Annotated in this window: 18 protein-coding genes and 1 riboswitch; of the genes, 12 read left to right on the top strand and 6 right to left on the bottom strand. The window is 68.2% G+C overall.

From position 1 onward, the window contains the following. Positions 1-54 precede the first annotated feature (54 nt). On the bottom strand, positions 55-813 hold the full coding sequence (locus tag ACH4B3_RS01820; protein WP_398460731.1) for a thioesterase II family protein: 759 nt from the start codon (positions 811-813) through the stop codon (positions 55-57). A 140-nt stretch (positions 814-953) separates the two neighbouring features. Next, positions 954-1,145 (bottom strand): DUF1059 domain-containing protein, encoded by a 192-nt coding sequence (locus tag ACH4B3_RS01815; RefSeq protein ID WP_398461552.1) that lies wholly within the window; start codon positions 1,143-1,145, stop codon positions 954-956. Between the two features lie 485 nt (positions 1,146-1,630). Here ACH4B3_RS01815 and ACH4B3_RS01810 point away from each other — a divergent pair, with 485 nt between their 5' ends. Then, positions 1,631-1,864 (top strand): hypothetical protein, encoded by a 234-nt coding sequence (locus tag ACH4B3_RS01810; protein WP_398460730.1) that lies wholly within the window; start codon positions 1,631-1,633, stop codon positions 1,862-1,864. Here ACH4B3_RS01810 and ACH4B3_RS01805 read toward each other — a convergent pair. Next, positions 1,810-3,411: an MFS transporter gene (locus ACH4B3_RS01805; protein WP_398460729.1), complete on the bottom strand. Its 1,602-nt coding sequence runs from the start codon at positions 3,409-3,411 to the stop codon at positions 1,810-1,812. The genes ACH4B3_RS01810 and ACH4B3_RS01805 overlap by 55 nt on opposite strands. Positions 3,412-3,664: 253 nt before the next feature. Between ACH4B3_RS01805 and ACH4B3_RS01800 the strand changes: the two genes are divergently transcribed. Together ACH4B3_RS01800 and ACH4B3_RS01795 are read left to right on the top strand one after the other, a co-directional pair. Further along, positions 3,665-4,150 (top strand): MarR family winged helix-turn-helix transcriptional regulator, encoded by a 486-nt coding sequence (locus tag ACH4B3_RS01800; protein ID WP_398460728.1) that lies wholly within the window; start codon positions 3,665-3,667, stop codon positions 4,148-4,150. A 567-nt stretch (positions 4,151-4,717) separates the two neighbouring features. Next, complete coding sequence (locus ACH4B3_RS01795; protein ID WP_398460727.1) at positions 4,718-5,104, top strand: DUF427 domain-containing protein; 387 nt, start codon at positions 4,718-4,720, stop codon at positions 5,102-5,104. A 94-nt stretch (positions 5,105-5,198) separates the two neighbouring features. On the opposite strand, the gene ACH4B3_RS01790 is transcribed toward ACH4B3_RS01795, so the two are convergent. Further along, complete coding sequence (locus ACH4B3_RS01790; RefSeq protein ID WP_398460726.1) at positions 5,199-6,380, bottom strand: transglycosylase family protein; 1,182 nt, start codon at positions 6,378-6,380, stop codon at positions 5,199-5,201. Between the two features lie 5 nt (positions 6,381-6,385). Next, positions 6,386-6,594, bottom strand: a riboswitch (cyclic di-AMP (ydaO/yuaA leader). Positions 6,595-7,121: 527 nt separating this feature from the next. On the opposite strand from ACH4B3_RS01790, the gene ACH4B3_RS01785 reads away from it, so the two are divergent. Further along, complete coding sequence (locus tag ACH4B3_RS01785; RefSeq protein WP_398460725.1) at positions 7,122-9,083, top strand: bifunctional serine/threonine-protein kinase/glutamate ABC transporter substrate-binding protein; 1,962 nt, start codon at positions 7,122-7,124, stop codon at positions 9,081-9,083. 191 nt (positions 9,084-9,274) lie between these two features. Here ACH4B3_RS01785 and ACH4B3_RS01780 read toward each other — a convergent pair whose 3' ends face one another. Beyond that, the gene (locus ACH4B3_RS01780) at positions 9,275-9,685 is read right to left on the bottom strand and encodes a PPOX class F420-dependent oxidoreductase (RefSeq protein WP_398460724.1); all 411 of its coding nucleotides are present in this window, start codon (positions 9,683-9,685) and stop codon (positions 9,275-9,277) included. A gap of 399 nt (positions 9,686-10,084) precedes the next feature. Here ACH4B3_RS01780 and ACH4B3_RS01775 point away from each other — a divergent pair, with 399 nt between their 5' ends. Then, complete coding sequence (locus ACH4B3_RS01775; RefSeq protein ID WP_398461551.1) at positions 10,085-11,011, top strand: phosphotransferase family protein; 927 nt, start codon at positions 10,085-10,087, stop codon at positions 11,009-11,011. Here the strand turns inward: ACH4B3_RS01775 and ACH4B3_RS01770 are convergent. Continuing rightward, complete coding sequence (locus tag ACH4B3_RS01770) at positions 11,008-12,267, bottom strand: hypothetical protein (protein WP_398461550.1); 1,260 nt, start codon at positions 12,265-12,267, stop codon at positions 11,008-11,010. The genes ACH4B3_RS01775 and ACH4B3_RS01770 overlap by 4 nt on opposite strands. 391 nt (positions 12,268-12,658) lie before the next feature. Between ACH4B3_RS01770 and ACH4B3_RS01765 the strand changes: the two genes are divergently transcribed. The 7 genes from ACH4B3_RS01765 to ACH4B3_RS01735 all read left to right on the top strand — a co-directional run bounded on the left by ACH4B3_RS01765 (position 12,659) and on the right by ACH4B3_RS01735 (position 18,510). Next, a complete protein-coding gene (locus ACH4B3_RS01765; RefSeq protein ID WP_398461549.1) occupies positions 12,659-13,213 on the top strand; it encodes a bifunctional DNA primase/polymerase in 555 nt (184 codons plus the stop codon). Further along, positions 13,206-13,511 (top strand): hypothetical protein, encoded by a 306-nt coding sequence (locus ACH4B3_RS01760; RefSeq protein WP_398460723.1) that lies wholly within the window; start codon positions 13,206-13,208, stop codon positions 13,509-13,511. The genes ACH4B3_RS01765 and ACH4B3_RS01760 overlap by 8 nt, the downstream gene beginning before the upstream one ends. Positions 13,512-13,534: 23 nt before the next feature. Next, on the top strand, positions 13,535-13,831 hold the full coding sequence (locus ACH4B3_RS01755; protein WP_398460722.1) for a hypothetical protein: 297 nt from the start codon (positions 13,535-13,537) through the stop codon (positions 13,829-13,831). A gap of 11 nt (positions 13,832-13,842) precedes the next feature. Further along, entirely contained in the window at positions 13,843-14,046 is a 204-nt protein-coding gene (locus ACH4B3_RS01750; protein ID WP_398460721.1) for a hypothetical protein, read from the top strand. A 505-nt stretch (positions 14,047-14,551) separates the two neighbouring features. Further along, positions 14,552-15,403: a hypothetical protein gene (locus ACH4B3_RS01745; protein WP_398460720.1), complete on the top strand. Its 852-nt coding sequence runs from the start codon at positions 14,552-14,554 to the stop codon at positions 15,401-15,403. Between the two features lie 60 nt (positions 15,404-15,463). Then, positions 15,464-16,564: a Swt1 family HEPN domain-containing protein gene (locus ACH4B3_RS01740; protein WP_398460719.1), complete on the top strand. Its 1,101-nt coding sequence runs from the start codon at positions 15,464-15,466 to the stop codon at positions 16,562-16,564. A gap of 266 nt (positions 16,565-16,830) precedes the next feature. After that, positions 16,831-18,510, top strand: coding sequence for a hypothetical protein (locus tag ACH4B3_RS01735; RefSeq protein ID WP_398460718.1), 1,680 nt, complete (start codon positions 16,831-16,833; stop codon positions 18,508-18,510). The last annotated feature ends 287 nt before the right edge of the window (positions 18,511-18,797 follow it).

Genomic DNA, 18,797 nt, shown 5'->3' with positions numbered 1-18,797 from the left:
GGACCTGGCGCGGGCGAGCCGGGTGCCGGCCCGCGCCCGGCCCGCCCGGCGTGCCTACGCGCCCGCGCCCGGGTTCAGCCGCTCCTGGATCAGTTCCGTGACCCCCGCCATGTGGTCGGTGAGGAAGAAGTGCCCGCCGGAGTACGACCGCAGGTCGAACTCGTCACTGGTGTGCCGCTCCCAGTCGCGCGCCTCGTCCAGCGTGACCTTCGGGTCCACGTCGCCGATCAGCGTGACCAGCGGGCAGCTCACCGTGCGGCCCGGGACGTGCTGGTAGGTGCCGATCGCCCGGTAGTCGCCGCGCAGCGCCGGGAGCACCATCCGCAGCAGCTCCGGGTCCTGGAGTACCGCGTTGTCGGTGCCCTCCAGCGACTGGATCTCGGCCAGCAGCTGGGTGTCGCTCCAGTTGTGCACGTCGTCGTCGTCCCGGTAGCGGGACGGCGCCCGCCGCCCGGACGCGAACAGCACCACCGGCTTCACCCCGAGCCGGTCCTCCAGCCGCAGCGCGATCTCGTACGCCACCACCGCGCCCATGCTGTGCCCGAACAGCGCCAGCGGCCGGTCGGTCAGCTCCTGCACCGCGGGGAAGACGGCGTCGGCCAGCTGGTTGATGTCGTCGATGACCGGTTCGCGGTACCGGTCGTGACGCCCTGGGTACTGCACCGCGTGCACCTCGATCGCCGGTGCCAGCGACTTGGCCAACGGGAAGTAGTAGCTGGCCGCCCCGCCCGCGTACGGGAAGCAGACCAGCCGCATCTCACTGCTCGGGGCCGCCTGGAACTTCCGCAGCCAGTCGCCGGTGTTGCTCGTCATGCTCGTGTTCCCCCTCATCGGCCCGGCCGGCCATCTGCCGCACCGGGTAAGCGTGTTCCGACAAGGACGGTACGGGGCCGGGCATGCCGGAAGCCACCCGGACCGGCGTCGGCGGACGTCAGGCGGACACATCCCGGCGATCACCCGGTCGGCGGCACCTCGTCCCGCAGCATCTTCCGCAGCGTGGCGCGGAGCTCCAGCGAGTCGACGTGGCCGTGCGCGGAGACGGCGTGCTCGGTGGCCGCGCGCAGCACGTCCTCCTCGTCGCCCGCGATCGTCAGCGTGCAGTGGGTTTCGCCCGGGTAATCCCGGCAATCGAGGACCTTGCGCATGGGGCAGCCTCCCGAGTGGGTCACCTCCCACCTTCCCCCCGTTCGGTCCCGGGGGAAAGCTCCCGCCCGGATCATGCGCCGGGCGGTGGTCCGCCGGCGCCGGACGGACCCGCGGCGGGCGGCGCGGGGGACCGGCCCGCAACCCCCGCCGGGTCTCCCACCGGACCCCGCCGGACCCTCTGCCGGGCCCCCACCGGGCCTCGCGCTGCCCCCCGAGCGACGTCCGCATACCGGACATCGGTCCGGGGTCGGAGGGCGCCGGGCCGCGGTGACACGGGGCCGGGAGGGCGCCGGGCCGCGGTGACGCGCGGACCGGAGGGCGCCGGGCCGCGGTGGCACGGGCCTTCCAGGCGTGTCCCGCCGCCGTGACACGGCGCGCCGGTCCCCTCGCGGCGGGACACGCCTGGATGGCCCAACGGAGGGGAGGAGATCGCCGCCGAGTGGGATGCTGAATCCAGGGGACGCGTATTCGGGGAGTGAGCCCGATGGCAGTGAGCATGTACGTGGTCCGGAGCGCCGCGGAGCCGGGGCGTGTCATCTACGAGACCCACTCGATCGAGGCGGTGGCCGACCGCGCGGGCGTACACGCCGAGGTCCAGAGCGAGACCCACGAGGTGCCGCTGCGCAGCCGGGCGCACGCGCGGTCGGTGGCCGAGACGGAGGGTTACGAGCTGCGCGAGGAGGGCGAGGCCTGGGACAGCCTGCCCGAGGAGGGCTGACCGGCCGCGCCCGGGACCGCGCCCGCCACCGGGTCCCCGCCGGCGGCCGAGCCGGTGCCGCCGGCCGCCGGTCCCGTCCCGGCGCCGAGCCCTCCCGGCCGGCCGGCGGGCAGGAACAGGGCGATGAGCAGCCCCAGGACCGCGGCTCCGCAGGAGATCCAGAACGCCGCCCGGAACCCGTCGAGGTTCGGCAGTTCGAGCGACCCGAACGAGGTCGTCCGGTGCGCCAGGATCACCCCCACCACCGCGCTGGAGGTGGACATGCCGATCGACCGCATCAGGGTGTTGAGGCCGTTCGCCGCCCCCGTCTCGCGGGCCGGCACGGCGCTGATGATCAGGGTCGGCATCGCCGAGTACGCGATGCCCACGCCGACGCCCAGCGCGGTGGCCAGCAGCGCGACCTGCCAGACCGAACCGAGCATCGCGGTGCCGCCGCCGTAGGTCGCGGCGATCACCACCAGGCCGATGATCAGCGAGACCTTGGGGCCGCGGGTGGCGTTGATCCGGGCCGACAGCGGCGCGACCAGCATCATCGCCACACCCATCGGGGCGACGTACAGACCGGCCATGACCATCGACTGGCCGAGGCCGTAGCCGGTCGCGCCGGGCAGCTGCAGCAGCTGCGGCGAGACCAGGGACATCCCGTAGAACGAGAAGCCGACCAGGATCGACGCGAGGTTGGTCAGCAGCACCTGGCGGCGCACGGTGGTGCGCAGGTCGACCAGGGGCCGGCTGACGCGGAGCTCCAGGAAGCCCCAGGCCACCAGGATCACCACCGAGGCGCCCAGGAGACCCAGCGTGACACCGCTGGTCCAGCCCCAGTCGCCGCCCTTGGTGATGGGCAGCAGCAGCGCCACCAGCCCGGCCGACAGCCCGAGCGCGCCCGCGACGTCGAAGCGCCCCGGGGTGCGGACCGACGACTCCGGTACCACCAGCAGCACCAGCACGATCGCCACCGTGCCCAGCCCGGCGGCACCGTAGAAGAGGGTGTGCCAGTCCGTGTGCTGGGCCACCAGCGCGGCGGCGGGCAGTCCGAGCGCGCCGCCGATGCCCAGCGAGGAGCTCATCAGCGCCATCGCGGAGCCCAGCTTCTGCGGCGGCAGCTCGTCCCGCATGATGCTGATCCCGAGCGGGATGGCGCCCATGGCGCCGCCCTGGATCGCCCGGCCGGCCACCATGGGCACCAGGTCGGACGTCATGGCGCACACCAGTGAGCCGGTGACCAGCAGGGCGAGCGCGACCAGCAGCATCCGCCGCTTGCCGTACATGTCGCCGAGCCGGCCCATGACGGGTGTCGAGACGGCGCCGGCCAGCAGCGTGGCGGTCACCACCCAGGACGCGTCGGAGGTCGAGGTGGAGAGCAGCCGCGGCAGGTCGGTGAGGAGCGGGACGACGAGCGTCTGCATCACGGACACGGCGATGCCGCAGAAGGCGAGCACGGCCACGAACGCGCCGCCCGCCTGGCGCTCCGTCGCCGTGCGCCCGTCCGGAGCCCCCGGGGGAGGGGGTTCCGCCGGGCCGACGGGGTCGCTGGCTTTCTCGGACATTCGGGGCCGCCTCCATGAGGTGGGTTCAGGCAGTGCGCTGCGGGGCCCGGCGGCCCGTGCCGGGGCCCGGGGTGGAGCGGGTGGACGACATCGCCGACGCGTACATGCCGGACGGTCGGGATGTGCATCATACACACAATGTGTATCGTGCATATCCAGTACCGGAGGGGTGCACTCCGTTCTGTGCATAAGGCAAAATCATGGTCAAGGGACCGATGGCCCGAGGACGGGCGGCGGCAGCGAGGAGAAGTGCGTGGCGGACCGCCTCGAACGGCTGGAGCGCGAGCTGATGCTGCTCGCCCGGTGCCATGTCATGACGCCCCGTGAGCGCCGCTCCGACCGCCCGTACCAGCTCGAACGCTCCGCCTACGTGCTGCTGTCCCGGCTCGACGCCGAAGGGCCGATGAGCATCGGCCGGCTCGCGGAGGCCTTCCAGCTGGACGTCTCCACCGTCAACCGGCAGACCGCCGGGCTGCTCCGGCTCGGCCTCCTGGAACGCATCCCGGACCCGGACGGCGGCCTCGCCCGCAAACTCCGGATGACCGAGGTGGGCGCCAAGCGGCTGGCGGCCGACCGCACCCTGCGGCGGGACGGCCTCGGACGCATCCTGGCCGACTGGACCCCGGACGAACTCGCCGACTTCGAGGCGGCCCTGACCCGCTTCAACCGGGTGGTGGAGGAGTACGAGGGCCGCGACTGGCCCCGCCGGAACACCGAGCCCCCGCCGCCCGGCGACTGACCGGCCCCCGCCGCCCGGCACCCGGCGCGCTCCCGCGGTCCGGCAGCTGCCGGCGCACGCCGGCACCAGTCTTCGGGCAGCGGGCGGAACCGCGCCTCCCGGCACCCGGCGCGCCCCCGCGGCCCGGCAGCCGATCGGCCCCGCCGGCACCAGTCTTCGGGCGGCGGGCGGAACCGCGCGGTCCGGCACCCGGCGCAACCCCGCGGTCCGGCAGCTGCCGGCGCACGCCGCCCGGCAGCCCACCGGGCCTCGCCTCCCGGCAGTCGACCGCACCCTCCGCCCGCGGCGGTCGGCGAGCCGGCCGCACCTTCCGCCGGGCAGCCGGCGAGCCCGACGCACCCCAGCCCGGGCCCTTCAAACGCCCCGGCACGTGGCACGCGGCCCGCGCGGAGACGATCGGTCGGGCCCCCGAGGTGGCCGGGGCCCGCACGGAGGCGACCGGGCCGGCCTCCGTGCGGGCGACCGGACCGGGGTCTGCGCGCGGGGCGCACCGGCCGGGAATCCCAACCCGCCCCCCGGTGTTCCCCCAACGACACCGAGCGGACGCCATCCGAGGGGGAACCCGTCATGAGCGACCAGCACACCACCGCCCACCGCGTCGAGGTCGTGCGCGGCTCGCAGCGCGTACGGGTCGAGATCGCCGGCCAGGTGGTCGCCGAGTCCACCCGGCCGCTGCTGGTGCACGAGACCGGCCTGCCGGTCCGCTACTACCTGCCCGTCCAGGACGTGGACCTGAGCCTCTTCGAGCCCACCGCCCACCACACCGTCTGCCCCTTCAAGGGCACCGCCTCGTACTGGTCCTACACCGGCCCGGGCGGGACGCACCGCGACGTCGTGTGGGCCTACCCGGACCCGATCCCCGCCGTCGCCGAGCTCAAGGACCACCTGTCCTTCTACGACACCGTCGCCGACATCGCCGTCACCGGCGATTCCCCCGCTCCGCCACCCGCCTGACCACCCGTCGGCGGAACGCCGAAGTGCCCGGCCCGCACGGTGGCGGACCGGGCACTCCGGACTACGGCACGTCGGCCGTCAGGACGTCGGCACCTCAGATGCTGACGCCGTGGGCGCGCAGGTAGGCGATCGGGTCGATGTCGGAGCCGTAGCCGGCACCGGTGCGGACCTCGAAGTGCAGGTGCGGGCCGCTGCTGTTGCCGGTGGAGCCGGACAGGCCGATCTGCTGACCACCGGAGACGGTCTGACCGGCGGAGACGGACAGCGACGACAGGTGGGCGTACTGGCTGTACTTGCCGTCTGCGTGGCGGATGACGACCTGGTTGCCGTACGAGCCGCCCCAGCCGGCCGAGACGACCTCACCCGGGCCGATGGCCTTGACGGTGGTGCCGGTCGGGACCGGGAAGTCCGCACCGGTGTGGTAGCCGCTGGACCAGGCGCTGCCGGCCTGGTGGTACGGGGTACCCAGGACCAGGTTGGCGACCGGCGCGGTGAAGCCGGAGGCGGACGGCGCCTCGGCCGGGGCGGCGGCGGGCTTCGCGGCCGGCTTCGGGGCCTCCTGCTTGGGGGCCGCGGGCTTCGGGGCCTGCTGCTTCGGGGCCTCGGCGGTCAGCGCCAGCTCCTGGCCCGGGAAGATCAGGTTCGGGTTGCCGCCGATGACCTCGCGGTTCGCGTCGTACACGGCCTTCCAGCCACCGTCCACGTCGTGCGACTCGGCGATCTTGAACAGGCTGTCACCGCGGACCACGGTGTACTCGGAGCCCTCGGCCGGCTTGGTGGCGGGGGCGTCCTGCTTCGGGGCGGCCTTCGGCGCGGCGGCCACCGGCTTGGGGGCGGGCTTCGCCGGGGCGGGAGCCGCCTCCTTCTTCTCACCGTCGGGGGAGATGGCCGGGGCCGGCCCGCCCTTGGTGAGGCCGGCCTTCACCGAGCACACCGGCCAGGCGCCGGGGCCCTGCTCGGCCAGCACCTTCTCGGCGATGGCGATCTGCTGGTCCTTGGTGGCGAGGTCGGCACGCGGCGCGTAGTCCAGGCCGCCGAACGCCGCCCAGGTGGACTGCGTGAACTGCAGGCCACCGTAGAAGCCGTTACCGGTGTTGATGCTCCAGTTGCTGGTGCTCTCGCACGCCGCGACCTTGTCCCAGGTCTCGACGGAGGCGGCGCTCGCCGAAGTGGCGCCGACGAAGGGAAGGGCCACACCGGCACCGCCCGCGGCGAGCGCGAGCGAGACCTTGGCGATACGGCCGGGGTTATAGCGACGGTGACGTCCGCGAGACATAGGGGTGTTCCTCTCCTACGCCTGCGAGGTGAGCTGTCGGGTTCGGGCTGGAGTTGCCCGGCCGCGTCCTGAGCAGCGGTCATCCCACCGCAACGCGTCTTCACCCCAAGCCGGCCGTGCGAATGCCCGGTCCGGCACTTACCTGGTTCCCCCGCTCCTGCCGTGATGCGTCGTGGGATCCGCAACCGGCGGCAGGATTAGGCGCTCCGGTTACAGGCTCCCGAGCAGTGATTGCCGAAGGGAGCGGGCGCCACCGTAATCAGAACGAATTCGCCGCCACAAGCCACGTGACCTGCGTCAAAGATCCATTCTCCGAATTACTTCCGCTTTACGTCACGCTGCGCTCCGGATCTCTTCCGTACCGAAATGGAGATCTTGCACAATGGCGTCCTGGAAAAGCGCCCGGTAATCGACCTGACGCAAAGTGCGCGGGACGCGACGGAGCGGTCACGGGTTGACGCCCCCGTCCGTGACCTCCCTCACCCGGGCCAGCTATAAGGGCATGAGTCATTAAAAGTCCGTTTTGTGTCAATGAGTTGGGCGCCGCGCCGCCCGATCGATGGACAAAACGCCCATCCGTTCCCGCCGCTCCCGGCCGCGGCGCCTCCGACTGCCGGGTTCACCGCTCGCCTGCCCGCGACCGGGCAGCTGTGGCAGAGTTGGCCCGGGCTTCGGCCCGAGGGCCCGCGGATCCTCGCAGACGACCCTGCCCGGGGCCCTCGTCCGGGTGAAGGGGGCCGTGTGGCGCGGGTGATCGACGACCGTTTCGAGCTGCTGGCGCGGCTCGGCGGCGGCGGCATGGGAACCGTGTGGAAAGCGCGTGACCTGGCGCTCCACCGCGAAGTGGCACTCAAGGAAGTGCGCCCACCCGACCCGGGACTCGCCGAGTACGACCCCGAGGCCGCCCGCGCCCTGCGCGCCCGCGTCCTCCGGGAGGCCAGGGCACTCGCGCGCGTGGACCACCCCAACGTCGTCACCATCCACCACATCGTGGACGGCGGTGAGCATCCCTACCCCTGGCTCGTCATGGAACTCGTCACCGGTGGATCGCTCCAGGACCGGCTCGACCGCGGCCTGCTCGCGCCCGCCGAGGCGGCCCGGGCCGGCCGCGGGATGCTGGACGGCCTCCGCGCGGCACACGCGGCGGACATCCAGCACCGCGACATCAAGCCCGCCAACATCCTGCTGCGCCCCGACGGCCGCCCGGTCCTCACCGACTTCGGCATCGCCGCCGTCCTGGACTCCACCGTCCTGACCGCCACCGGCTCGATCATCGGCACCCCCGACTACATGGCACCGGAACGCGTCGCCGGCCAGGACGGCGGGCCCGCGGCCGACCTGTGGTCGCTGGCCATGACGCTCTACGTGGCCGTGGAGGGGCACAACCCGCTGCGCCGCGGCAACACCCTGGCCACGCTCGCCGCCGTCCTCAGCGAGGACGTCCCGCCGCCACGGCACGCCGGACCGCTGACCGGAGTGCTGACATCGGTCCTGGTACGCGACCCGGACCGGCGCCCGGACGCGCCGACCCTGGACCGGCTGCTGGCCGAGGCCGAGGCCGCCGCGATGGCCGCGGCCCGGCCGGCCCACGCGTCCCCCGACGCCCCCGTCCCGGACCCGCCCGGCCCCACCGGCCCGCGACCCCCCACCCAGCCGGCCACCGCGCCCGCCTCCGCCGCCCCGCCGCCGCCCGCGCCCGCCCCGCCGCGGCCCGCGCCCGCCTCGCCGCCGCCCGCGCCCGCCCCGCCGCCGCCCGCCTCCGCCGCCCCGCCGCCGCCCTCGCCGGCCCGGCCGCCGACGGCCCGGCTGCGCCACGGGCGGGTCTACGCGTCGGCGCTCGGCGCGCTGGGCGTCGTCGGCGTCCTGCTGTGGACCCTGCTGCCCTGGGGCGACCCGGGCGGCGGAGAGGCGGAAGGCCGCACACCCCGCAGCCCGGGCACCTCCGGCACACCCGGCGGCGACCCGGCCGGCGCCTCCGGCGGCAGCGGCACCCCCGGTGGCAAGAAGATCACCATCGGGGTCAAGTTCGACCAGCCCGGGATCGGACTCAAGACCCCGGACGGCCGGCACAGCGGCTTCGACGTGGACGTGGCCACGTACATCGCCAGGCAACTGGGCCACGACCCCCGCGACATCGAGTGGAAGGAGGCCCCCAGCGCCGACCGCGAACGTCTGCTGCAACGCGGCGAGGTCGACTTCATCGTCGCCACCTACGCCATCACCGACGCGCGGGCCACCAAAGTCGACTTCGTCGGTCCCTACCTGGTCGCCCACCAGGACGTGCTGACCCGCGCGAACGGCCCGTCCGTCGACAAGCCCGCGGACCTGAACGACAAGAAGCTCTGCTCGGTCACCGGCTCCCTCCCCGGACTCAACATGAAGACCAAGTTCGCCCCCCGGGCCCAGCTCCTGGAGCGCGACACCATTCCGCAGTGCCTGGCCGGACTGGCGAACGGCGAAGTGGACGCCGTCACGGCCGACGACGCCGTACTCGCCGGCTGGGCCGCCCGGGAGCCCGGCACTTACGAGCTGGCCGGCCTGGAACTCACCTACGAGCGCTACGGCATCGGCGTTCCCAAACGCAGCGACCTCAGGAACGGAATCCGCCAAGCGCTGCGGAAAATGACGGCGGACGGGGCCTGGGACACGGCGATGACCGAGAATCTCCCCCTCCTTCGGGCCGAAGCCCCGCCCCAGCAATAACCCCGCCGGAACCCTCGCGTCGGACCGTCGCACGATTCCCGGACATCGGCCGCTGTCGGGCCGCGGGAACCATGCCGCAAACGCGCAATGGTGAACCTGCGGACGGCCTTTCGGAGGGTCCGGGGGTCACTCGGTCCGCGACCGCTTCCGGAGCCCGCGGGAACCGAGCCGATTCGCTTTCCGGTCCTGCCTCACCCGACCTCGCGGGAGTCGGTCCCCCGCGCCTCCAGGTTCCAGGCGACGACCTTCCGGGGGTGGACGCGAATGATGTCCCGGCTGAAGTAGTCGGGTGCCACGGGTGGCACGTCGACGGTCAGCACCTCGGCCCGGCCCCTGATCTCGACCCCGCGCCCCCACCCGCCCGCGACCGGGTCATCGGCCGGAGCCAGATCGTCGACCAGCACGGAGACGTCGGGACGGGCCTGCGCGTTGCGGTACTTCCGGCTGCGGGCCATGTCGGGCCCACCGATGTCGATGGTGCCGTCGTCGTTGAGCCGGAAGCCCACCGGGCGGACCTGCGGACCCCCGTCGGGTCCGATGGTGGCGAGCCGGGCCAGCGGCTGGGCGGCGAGGTACTCGCGCTCCTTCTCAGTGAAGATCATGCGGCCGACCCTAGAAACTCAACCGCGGTCGAGGTCAAGGCCGCCGAGGCCGCCCGCCGCGACTGCCGCGGCCCTCCCGGAGCCACGCCCGCCCCCGCACACCGCCTGTGCGTGATCACCCTCATGAGACGGCCGGCAGCCGCATCCGGCCGCGAATACGCAAAAGACCCCGCTTCAGCTGACTCGCTGATCGCGGGGTCTTCCGGCACTTCTCGCGAAGTGCCCCCGGCAGGATTCGAACCTGCGCACACGGCTCCGGAGGCCGGGAGAGCTCAAGACGCCCCGAACCGGTTGACCTGCGGCGGAGTGCCTGGCTGGCCCCGCTCACAGCAAGATCATCACGCCATTATGACGTGGCCGTCTGTCGCGGCGCTCCGGGCGGGCGGTAGCGTCGACGGCATGATCTCGGGCGATGGCGGGGCCCCGAACGGGGCGACGGAGTTCACAGAGGAGAGCGCGAGGGGGGTCCTGGGAGAGAGCTGCCTCGCGGCTGGACTCAACCCCGCGGGTGCTGAGCTGCTGAGGCTCGGCTCCAATGCTGTCTACCGCCTCGCATCCGCGCCAGTGATCATCCGCATCGCCAGAGACCCCGACAGCCTGAAAGAGATGCAGCGGGCGGTCCGCGTCGCCCGGTGGCTGGAGACGGAGAGCTTTCCCGCGACCCGGGTGCTGCCCGACGTCCGTCAGCCGGTGCTGGCCGGTGGCAGGGTGGTGACCTTCTGGGAGAGCGCCCAGGAGCGCGAGGAGTACGCGACCCTCAATGAGCTCGCCAAGCTCTTGCGGCGGCTGCACTGGCTGGAGGAACCGGAGTCGCTGGGCCTGCCGTACTTCGACCCCTTCGCCCGGCTGGGTGCTTCACTGCGCCGGCTGGACGGCGTCGCAGAGGAAGACCGAGCCTTTCTCGAAGATCGCGCCACCAAGCTGCACAAGGAGTACGACCGGCTCGACTTCGTACTCCCGTTCGGGATGATCCACGGTGACGCGAACATAGGGAACGTAATCCGGCACCGAACCGGCGAAGCGATCTTCATCGATCTCGACGGCTTCGCGCTGGCTCCGCGAGAGTGGGATCTCATCCTCACCGCGATCTATTACGACCGCTATGGCTGGCACACGCGGAGTGAGTACGAGTCCTTCGTCTACCACTACGGGTTCGACCTGATGAATTGGCCGGGCTATCCGGTCCTCGCCGACCTCCGGGAACTGATGATGGTCGTCTGGCTTGGCCAGCAGGTGACGACGAGCACCAAATCCGCGGAGGAGTTCGCACGACGGCTGAACGCCTTGAAGACGGATGGCAGCCGCCGGGACTGGCGACCCTTCTAGCGGGAGCGTTGCCCGACGACTCTGTCAGTCGCGCGCCACAGCCGCTGATCGGACGCCTGCTCGTAGAAGTCGCGGATAGCGGCTGATTCGCCGGCCTCCGCCAGGTGCTGACGGAATTCGGCGAGATAGCTCACGCACCGAGCGGACCTGAGCTGTTCGCCAAGATCAAGCGCGTCCAGCGCCACCCGGCAGGCTTCCACGGGCTCACCGGCGCGGAGGTGGGCGTCGGCCAGGACCATGGTGGCGAAGAAGTCGCTTCGGACGTGGTTCCCGCTCATCGCGTTCTCGGCGTGCGCGACGGCTTGCCGTGCGCTGTTCACATCGCGGAAGCAGTGGGCGGCCTCGGCCGCAAGCTCGGCCTCGTCGAAGTAAGTGATCCACTCCGGCTCGTCGCTGCTGTTGCGGCTCTCCATGGCCTTGCTCGCCTCCGCGAGCGCGAGCTCGCACGCCCGGGTATCGCCGGTACGGGCCAGGGCGCGGGCCTCCATCGCGTGGAACTGAGCCATGAGCGTCGGAGTCGCGACTCCCGAGATGCCCATCCGCGCGGCGCGGGCCAGGGTGGCCGCCTCCGTGAAGTGACCGAGGAAGGTGGCCTGGTGGCTCATGGCAGAGAGGATGCTCCCCGCCAATCGGCGGTCGTTGCCGTCCTGGGCGAGGCGAAGGGCCTGGAGAAAGTAGCGCTGGGCAAGGCCGTGGTGGCATGAGTCGTACGACATCCACCCGGCCAGGAGCGTCGCCTCCGCGACTGTGGCAAACAGCGCGCGCCCTACGGCTTCCGTGTACTGGCCGGTGAGCAGGGGCGCGACATCTCTGCTCAGGTACTGGATGACGGAGTGACGAGCGTGTTCTCCTCCGAACTGGTCATCCAGCTGGGCGAACATGGTGCTGGTCGACCTGATGACGGCCACGTCGGCCAACCCGACACGAACGGCGCCCGTACGCGGAGGCGCGGGGAAGCCAGGCTCTGGCGCAACGAGCCACCGAAGAGACGCTTCGCTCCAGGCGGGTTGTGACGGCTCGGCAAGTACCAGCGGCTCGTAGCCATGGAGATCAGCACGCCACAGTTGGTCGACGGCGATGAAGGCTGCCTCGGGAGTCGGCGAGTAGCGGGCTTCGAGAAGCCGGGCATCCTGCCCCGTGAGGTGATTGAGACCGAGTTGTGCGGCGGTCATGCCCAGGGCCTCGCAGATCAAGGGGCCGTAGAAGTCATCCGGAAGGCTGTGCCCGTTCTCCCAGCTGGCGATGCGCCGCTTCACGCTGGCGTCGGTCGGCAGGGCCGCCCCTTGCCGCCCTGCGGCAGATCTCAGCTCACTCACCAGGCGCAACTGACCCCACCCGCGGGACTTCCGGGCGTCGCGCAGAAGCGTGCCGAAGGGCTGGGTCGAGTCCGTGGTGCTCGCCTCCTCCAAGGCGGGTTGTGCCGGTGGCCTTCCCCTGAATGTACGGAATCAAAGGCGCTCTTGGGGCCTGTATGTCATCAGCGGACTCCGATGCGTGAGGTGACGTGGGATGACACGCCTGCACTGGAGGCGTCACCCCTCGTCACCTCTCATCATCTGCCCAGCTCAGAGGCCCGGGCCCGACTCTGGTTGCACGGCGGCTGGCCAGCCGTCATAGAGCGAGCGAGGTGAGATTGCCGTGCAGTTGATGACGAAGCGGGGGATGCAATGGCTGTCCGCAGCGGCGGACGATCCGGAAGTGTGCCGAGCGGCCTGGGCAGGTGACCCTCGTCGGCCGGTCACCCTGTCGACCGGCCGTTACTTCGACGTCGTGGTGATCGACCAGCGGATCGGCATGGAGACGTTCGACCAGCTCGACCGGCAGGGAATGCCCATGGGGCCCGTGATGGTCGACTGGGGAGCGCATCAGGTCGGGTTCTTCCTCCCGTCCCGTTCCCGGGCGCGGTTCGTGACCATGCTGGAGTCGGAGGTGGCGACACCGCCGAAGTACCGCTATCTCGACACGGGCTCTGTCGTCGTGGCCCCGGGACCCATGCCGTTGAGCGGCGACCGCTACGCATGGCTGCGAGCCCCCATAAGGCGTCCGGAGGCGAATCCGTCACGGGTTGCCGCGCTGGCTGCCATGTTCGTCGCCTCGGCTGCCCTGGTGGCACGGGCGGACCGATACGGGCAGGAACAGAAGTCTCTGACCGCGGCGGCTTCGGAGGCTGGGGACTCGCAGCAGGGGCCGGCCCGTGCGTGAGGGAAGCGGAGAGCCGTCCGACGCGGCGAGGTGGTCGCCGATCGACAGCCGTGAATGGTACGCGGCCCGCGACGCGGCGGCGGCTCTACGGGATGTGTTGATCGCCGCGGGCATGGAACGCGAGTTCCCTTACCTGCGCGCGGACATCAACGCGTTCGGACAGGGCTTCATCGAACTCGGCCGCATCTCGCCGGAGGTGGCCAAACGTCTCGCGGAACTGCTGCAGCGCGCACTCGACTGCCAGGAATCCTCTGAAGCCCGCAGCAACTGCGGCAAGCCCAGCAACCAAGCTGACTGACTTCTAAGCGAAGGGTGGAAGGCATGACTGACCCCAGAGGCGTTTGCGCGAAACGAGCGGAAGCCCTGGTGCCCGGGGTGCCGTATGTACGCGGCTGGTCGGCAGCAAAGCAGGGCGCAGATGCCCTCGCGGGCCAGCTCCAGGCGCTCGGCCTGGACGCGGACTTCCCCGGACTCAGAGCCGACGTGAACATTAACGGTGACGGCATCGTGTGCCTCGGCGCGGTCAGGCCGGAGGCGGTACAACTCCTCGTCCGGCTGCTGGAGACGGGGTTAACGGCGGAGATGGCACTCGAGTCCAACCGGACTGAGGCGGCATGAGGGCGGTCCTGATGGAAGTCCTGACCGTCTATGCGAGCACTGTCCGCCGGGGCGACATCGTGAACATCGAGCGTACTCAGTTGCGTGTCCGCGACATGCTCGCGCTGCACGGTGGCCGGAAGCGGCTCTTCCTCGACAACGGTATGACCGTGGTGCTCGACACCGAAACGCCCTTGATAGCTCGGCGTGCAGCCGTGGTGCGGATCACGTCCTGAAACCTGTGTAGCAACCCATGGCGACCGAATCGGGTTAGGGTCGCGATCTCTCTTGACTGGATGCAGAGCCCCGTGTGGTGCCGCTGAGCAGTGGCCGCCGTGCGGGGCTTCGCCATGCTGATAGCCGTGGTTCTGTGCCGACCACAGTCGGTTAGGACTGGCGGGAACAGTAGTTCCCAGGAAACCTCCAGTGCGCCATGGCTGACAGCCGCAAGCTACTAGCTGATGCAGATAGAGCGTGTTCGGTCTCATCGCTGTGCGGGCCCTCAGCTTGGGAAGCTGCGATCATTTGTGGCTGGGTGGGGCGCTGACCTGGTCCTACGCCTGGCGCGTCCCCCGTCGGACTCAGCGTCCTTACCGTGACTCCCCGATCGTCCCCGCTCCATCTGGTGCGCTCGTGGTGGGGCGCACAGACGAACGAGTGCGCGGCACTGCGCCGGCCACGGCTGCTCGATCAGTCCTACCTAGCTGCGCCAAGTGGTGCGGCTGTGCGGTAATGACTCCCGTGGACCAGAACTCGCTGCGGAAGGTCGTTGAAGGCCAGCTCATCCGCCTAGAGGGCAACGCCTTCCAGGACTGTATGGATCGGCTTGGGCTAGAGCTGTACCCCGGTGACTACCAACCGGTGCGGGCGGCCGGGCCGAGGGGTGACACTAAGAACGATGGCTACTGCCCGAAGGCCAGGGTGTTCTTTGCAGCGCATGCGACGCGTAACGAACGCCTCGACAAGACCAAGGCGAAGGTTCGCAGTGACTTGGAGGGCTGCCTGCAGGAGCACCGGGATGTGAATGTGTGGCGCTTCCTCACCAACGACACCGTGCCGGGTGAGGTTGACCAGTTCATAGACAATGAGCTGCGTCCCCTGTACCCCGGTGTCACCATCGAGGTTTGGGGGCTCAAGACGCTCGCCCTTGAGATCTGCAAGCTCAGGCGTGAGCAGGTCGACCGAATCATTGACATCATCTCGACTGAAGAACCTGAGTTCGAAGTCGTATCGCTCAGTTACATGAGAACGGGACGGGACCTCTGGCCGATCCTCTCCGGGTGCCTCGGGTGGTTCGAGCATGTTGAGCCGAATGACTGTACCGACGAGGAGCAGGACCTCATCGATGGTGCTGTGCAGACCTTCCGGGACTGGAGCGACATCTCGTCCGACATAGAGCACTCTCGTGCTTCAGTGCGCGACGCCCAACGCAGCATCACCGCCATCTTGAACGAGCTCCATGAGAATGGGCTCGCCCTCTATGCCGGGATAAAAGACAGCTATCCCCTCGGTGGTGGCCCGTCTCCACTCTTGGGGAGTATGGCGATCTTCAAGATCGCTCGGACTGGCGCATCGCTTGGGGGAGGCAGCTAGTCCATGACCAAGTGCACAGAACAACCCACGCCGACCCCCTGCGTGTAGTAGAAACATGCTATGAGTGACGAAAACCCGCCCCAGGAGCATCCCGAGCTTCTGGAGAGTTGGCTCGACAGGCAGAGCTACGACGCATTGCGCGCCGTCGTCCCCAGCGTTATGCCCGCTCAGTCGCTAGCTCTCTATGCTCGATGGTGGCAATTGGAAGCATGGCTTCGAGAGCTTATCTACGTAGAACTGCGTGCTCTTTATGGCGCAACCTGGCTCGACAACTTGAGAGTTGCTTCGGGTCGACAGGCACAAGATGCGGCATATAGGCACATGTCAACTGCTGATAGCGAAAATCCGCTCGCCTACCTTGACTACAGTCAACTTTTACAGGTGATCGAAGCTCATTGGGATCAATTTGCATATGCGCTGCTGGAAAGTCGCTCATGGAATGGCCGTCAAGAAGAATTGAAAAGGGTGCGCCACCGGATCGGCCATATTCGCAAGCCGCATAGGGATGATCTCGCTCGTATTGAGCAAACCCTTCGCGATCTAGAGCGGGGGGCTTTTATCGCTTGCGCCGCGTACAATAGGCGTACAGTTCCTAAAGCGGAGCAGTTCAACGATGCCATGACTGCTGGGTGGATTTCGGCGGAGCATCCCACTGCTCGCCGCCTTATCCGGCACGCGGACTACCAGTATGGGGTAGGTTTGGAAGTAGGGGTCAGCCGGCGACCCTGGGCGTCCTGGCCAGAAGATCTGGAAAATGCGCAGGGGCTATTCTGGCACGCAGATTTCTACATTCGGGACCGTGCGGTGGATGTCTGCACACTGTGGAATGAAATCCGAGGCATTCGCCCTCTCATCGTTCACATGCTTGTAAGTAATCCCCATCACGTGCAGTTCACCTATAGTTCCGTCGATGATTCCGCTGGAACTTCCGATGCTCTCGGCGCCTGCTTTGATGCTCTGCTGCATTCTCTGCGACACAGCAGGCGAGCAAAAGGAATTGTAGAACTGGGTGATCGGGGATTTGCAGACTGGAAATCTCGGACAGACTCGATCGACTATCGAATTATGAGCAGTAGTGGATGGTCAATCGTGAGCGAGGATACCATTCCCATTAGCATGTTCGGCGCAGGCGGGGGCGTGGAGATCCTTCCGAACTGGTAACACCGAGGTTGCCTCCTGTCATTACGAAAAACCCCTAGACGGATGCTGCTCCAGGAGGGCATGTGGGAAAGGCGAGTAGGCGTAGGGCAGACCTGCGCAAGGCACCCAAGTCGGAAGAGGAAGCCAGAAGGCGGGAGGTCCGGCACGCGAAAAGGGCGGAGCGGCGCGGTAGTTCTCGTGGCTCATCGCTGGCAGAGTACGAGCAAATGGCCTCGAGTTCACACAGGCATGTTGGTGAAGCATTGATTGCTCGCCACAATAAACGCATGAATAACATGTCGAAAATCCCACCCAATGCTATTGCTCCGATTATGTCCGCGCTCTTGTCTTTTGGCTTCACTGATGCGGCACTCCGCAAGCTTGGCGCCACGAAGAACAGGCATCCGGCGGATTACGGCGATTCCTGGGTAGATCACCTAGGGTGGGGCGCAGATAGCGCATTCGTCGCGGCTCGACTTATCTTTAGTGGCCAGTTTGTGGGAGCGGCAGCTGTGCTACGCTCGCAATTTGAGCGGTGGACTGAGAATGCCGCTTATAATGCTGGTGTTCACCACGGCAAGGGTGAATCTGCATCAAGTTTCGCGGCACGGGCATGGTCGAGCTGCCATCAAGGCTACCCGTCATCCCTCAGACTCCATGAGGAAACGAGCGGATTCAACTTTGGGCCAGCGCTGGCGGATGTGGAATTCTGGGAGGACGAAAGAGAGTCCAGCAGTTTCCGAGGTCCGGAAGTTCTCATAGGTGAAAGCTATCGCGTCCATCCGGCGACACTCATGGAATTCATGTCAGAGTTGCTGCATGGGCGTGATCGTTTCGTTGACGTTATTCACTGGGAAGCCTCTCGCCTTCTGGAAAACGAGCCTCCTGCCCTTACGGAGGCTTCGCAATTGCTGTCAGATGTCCTCATGCTTAACTTGCGCCAAGTGCGCTTGTGTCTCGCTACTTTGGCAGAAGAAGAAGGTCACACTCAACTAGCGCCAGGGCTTTTCGCTCTGCCGGAGCTTACTTACGCTGGAAGTTCTGGCCCAATCTCTTCAAGTCTATTTCCGCTACTCCCCGAGACTGGCCTGTCACCGCACATAGTCAGTCAAATCCAGGGAGCTGCTCACGCGTACGAGCAGGTCCTGCAAGGAAAGCGACCTGCGGGAAGGCTGTATCGCGACGACGAAATGACCCTTCTGTATTTCTATGAGCGTCGCGCGCGTGCAGCAGCATGGGCTATCAAGTCTTTCGAGTCGGAAAAGAAGCTACTCAAAGACGAATTTAGGCTGGACGGGTTGAGTGCGCGCACCACTATGCACGTGATGGCGGCCGAGATGGCGGGCATTGCTTCGAGCTGGCTTGGGAATACGCCGCAAGGTAATGCTGCCGGCCTGTGTTCCTCGGCCCTGCGGTCGGCGCATTGGCTGTGGCTGGAAGATGATGACCGGGCAATGTCACTTCTGCGCGTCGTTCTGGAGCAATGCGCAAGGCTGAGAACTTGGGCGAATAAGCCTGAGAAAGCAGCAAAACTGGAAGCCGCGACCGCCGCCACCCCAAAGGACTGGCTGAATGCGTCGGGTCTTGGTCGCCTTCAGTCACTAAATAAAGCCCTTGGGGAATTCGCGCACTTTCATGCTAAAGTCCGACTAGAGGGAGCAAGGGATATTCTCGTGAAGATTCAGCAAGACGGAGAAAGTCCGAGTGCCCAATACACGGCCAGAGGACATGCGCTAGACGCCTTGGCTAGCCTCGTCATGGTGGAATCTATGCGTTGCGTGAAGCCTCTTTCTTCGACTGTTGCCAGCTCTTTCGAAGAGATCGCAAAGGAAGTGTTTGGCGAAGGCGATACTGATCTGCAATCGAGTCTGGAAGATCTACTGCAGCGGGCTCTGCGTCTGAAAGGTGCATCGCTTGGGGAGTACTCGTTGCGTGGCCCGGCCCATGCGGAGCGGCCAAATGAATGAGTAATCGTGCGATGACGGGCGCGGTCAGGTTCGCGAGCTCAGCTCTGGCCTGAGCCATCACAATGGGGCATGAGTTCCCCATTACTACGGACGTCGCCACGTGGCGGGGCGCTGTCGCGGTCGGTGGAGCGGGTTTGGGCGGTGTCCTGCCCGGTCTGGGGTCGAGCATGATCAGGGGGCCGTACGCTGGCCCGGCAACTCGGGCAGGCTTGCCCCTGCCCGCAATCAGCACGAGTGGCCCCCTGGTCTTGCTCGACGCGGGACCCGGACCGGGGAGGTGCCTAAAG

It is taken from the genome of Streptomyces sp. NPDC018031 (assembly GCF_044327625.1).
Lineage (GTDB): Bacteria > Actinomycetota > Actinomycetes > Streptomycetales > Streptomycetaceae > Streptomyces.
Note: the sequence above shows the minus strand (reverse complement) of the source record. Positions and strands in the feature narration are given on the sequence as shown.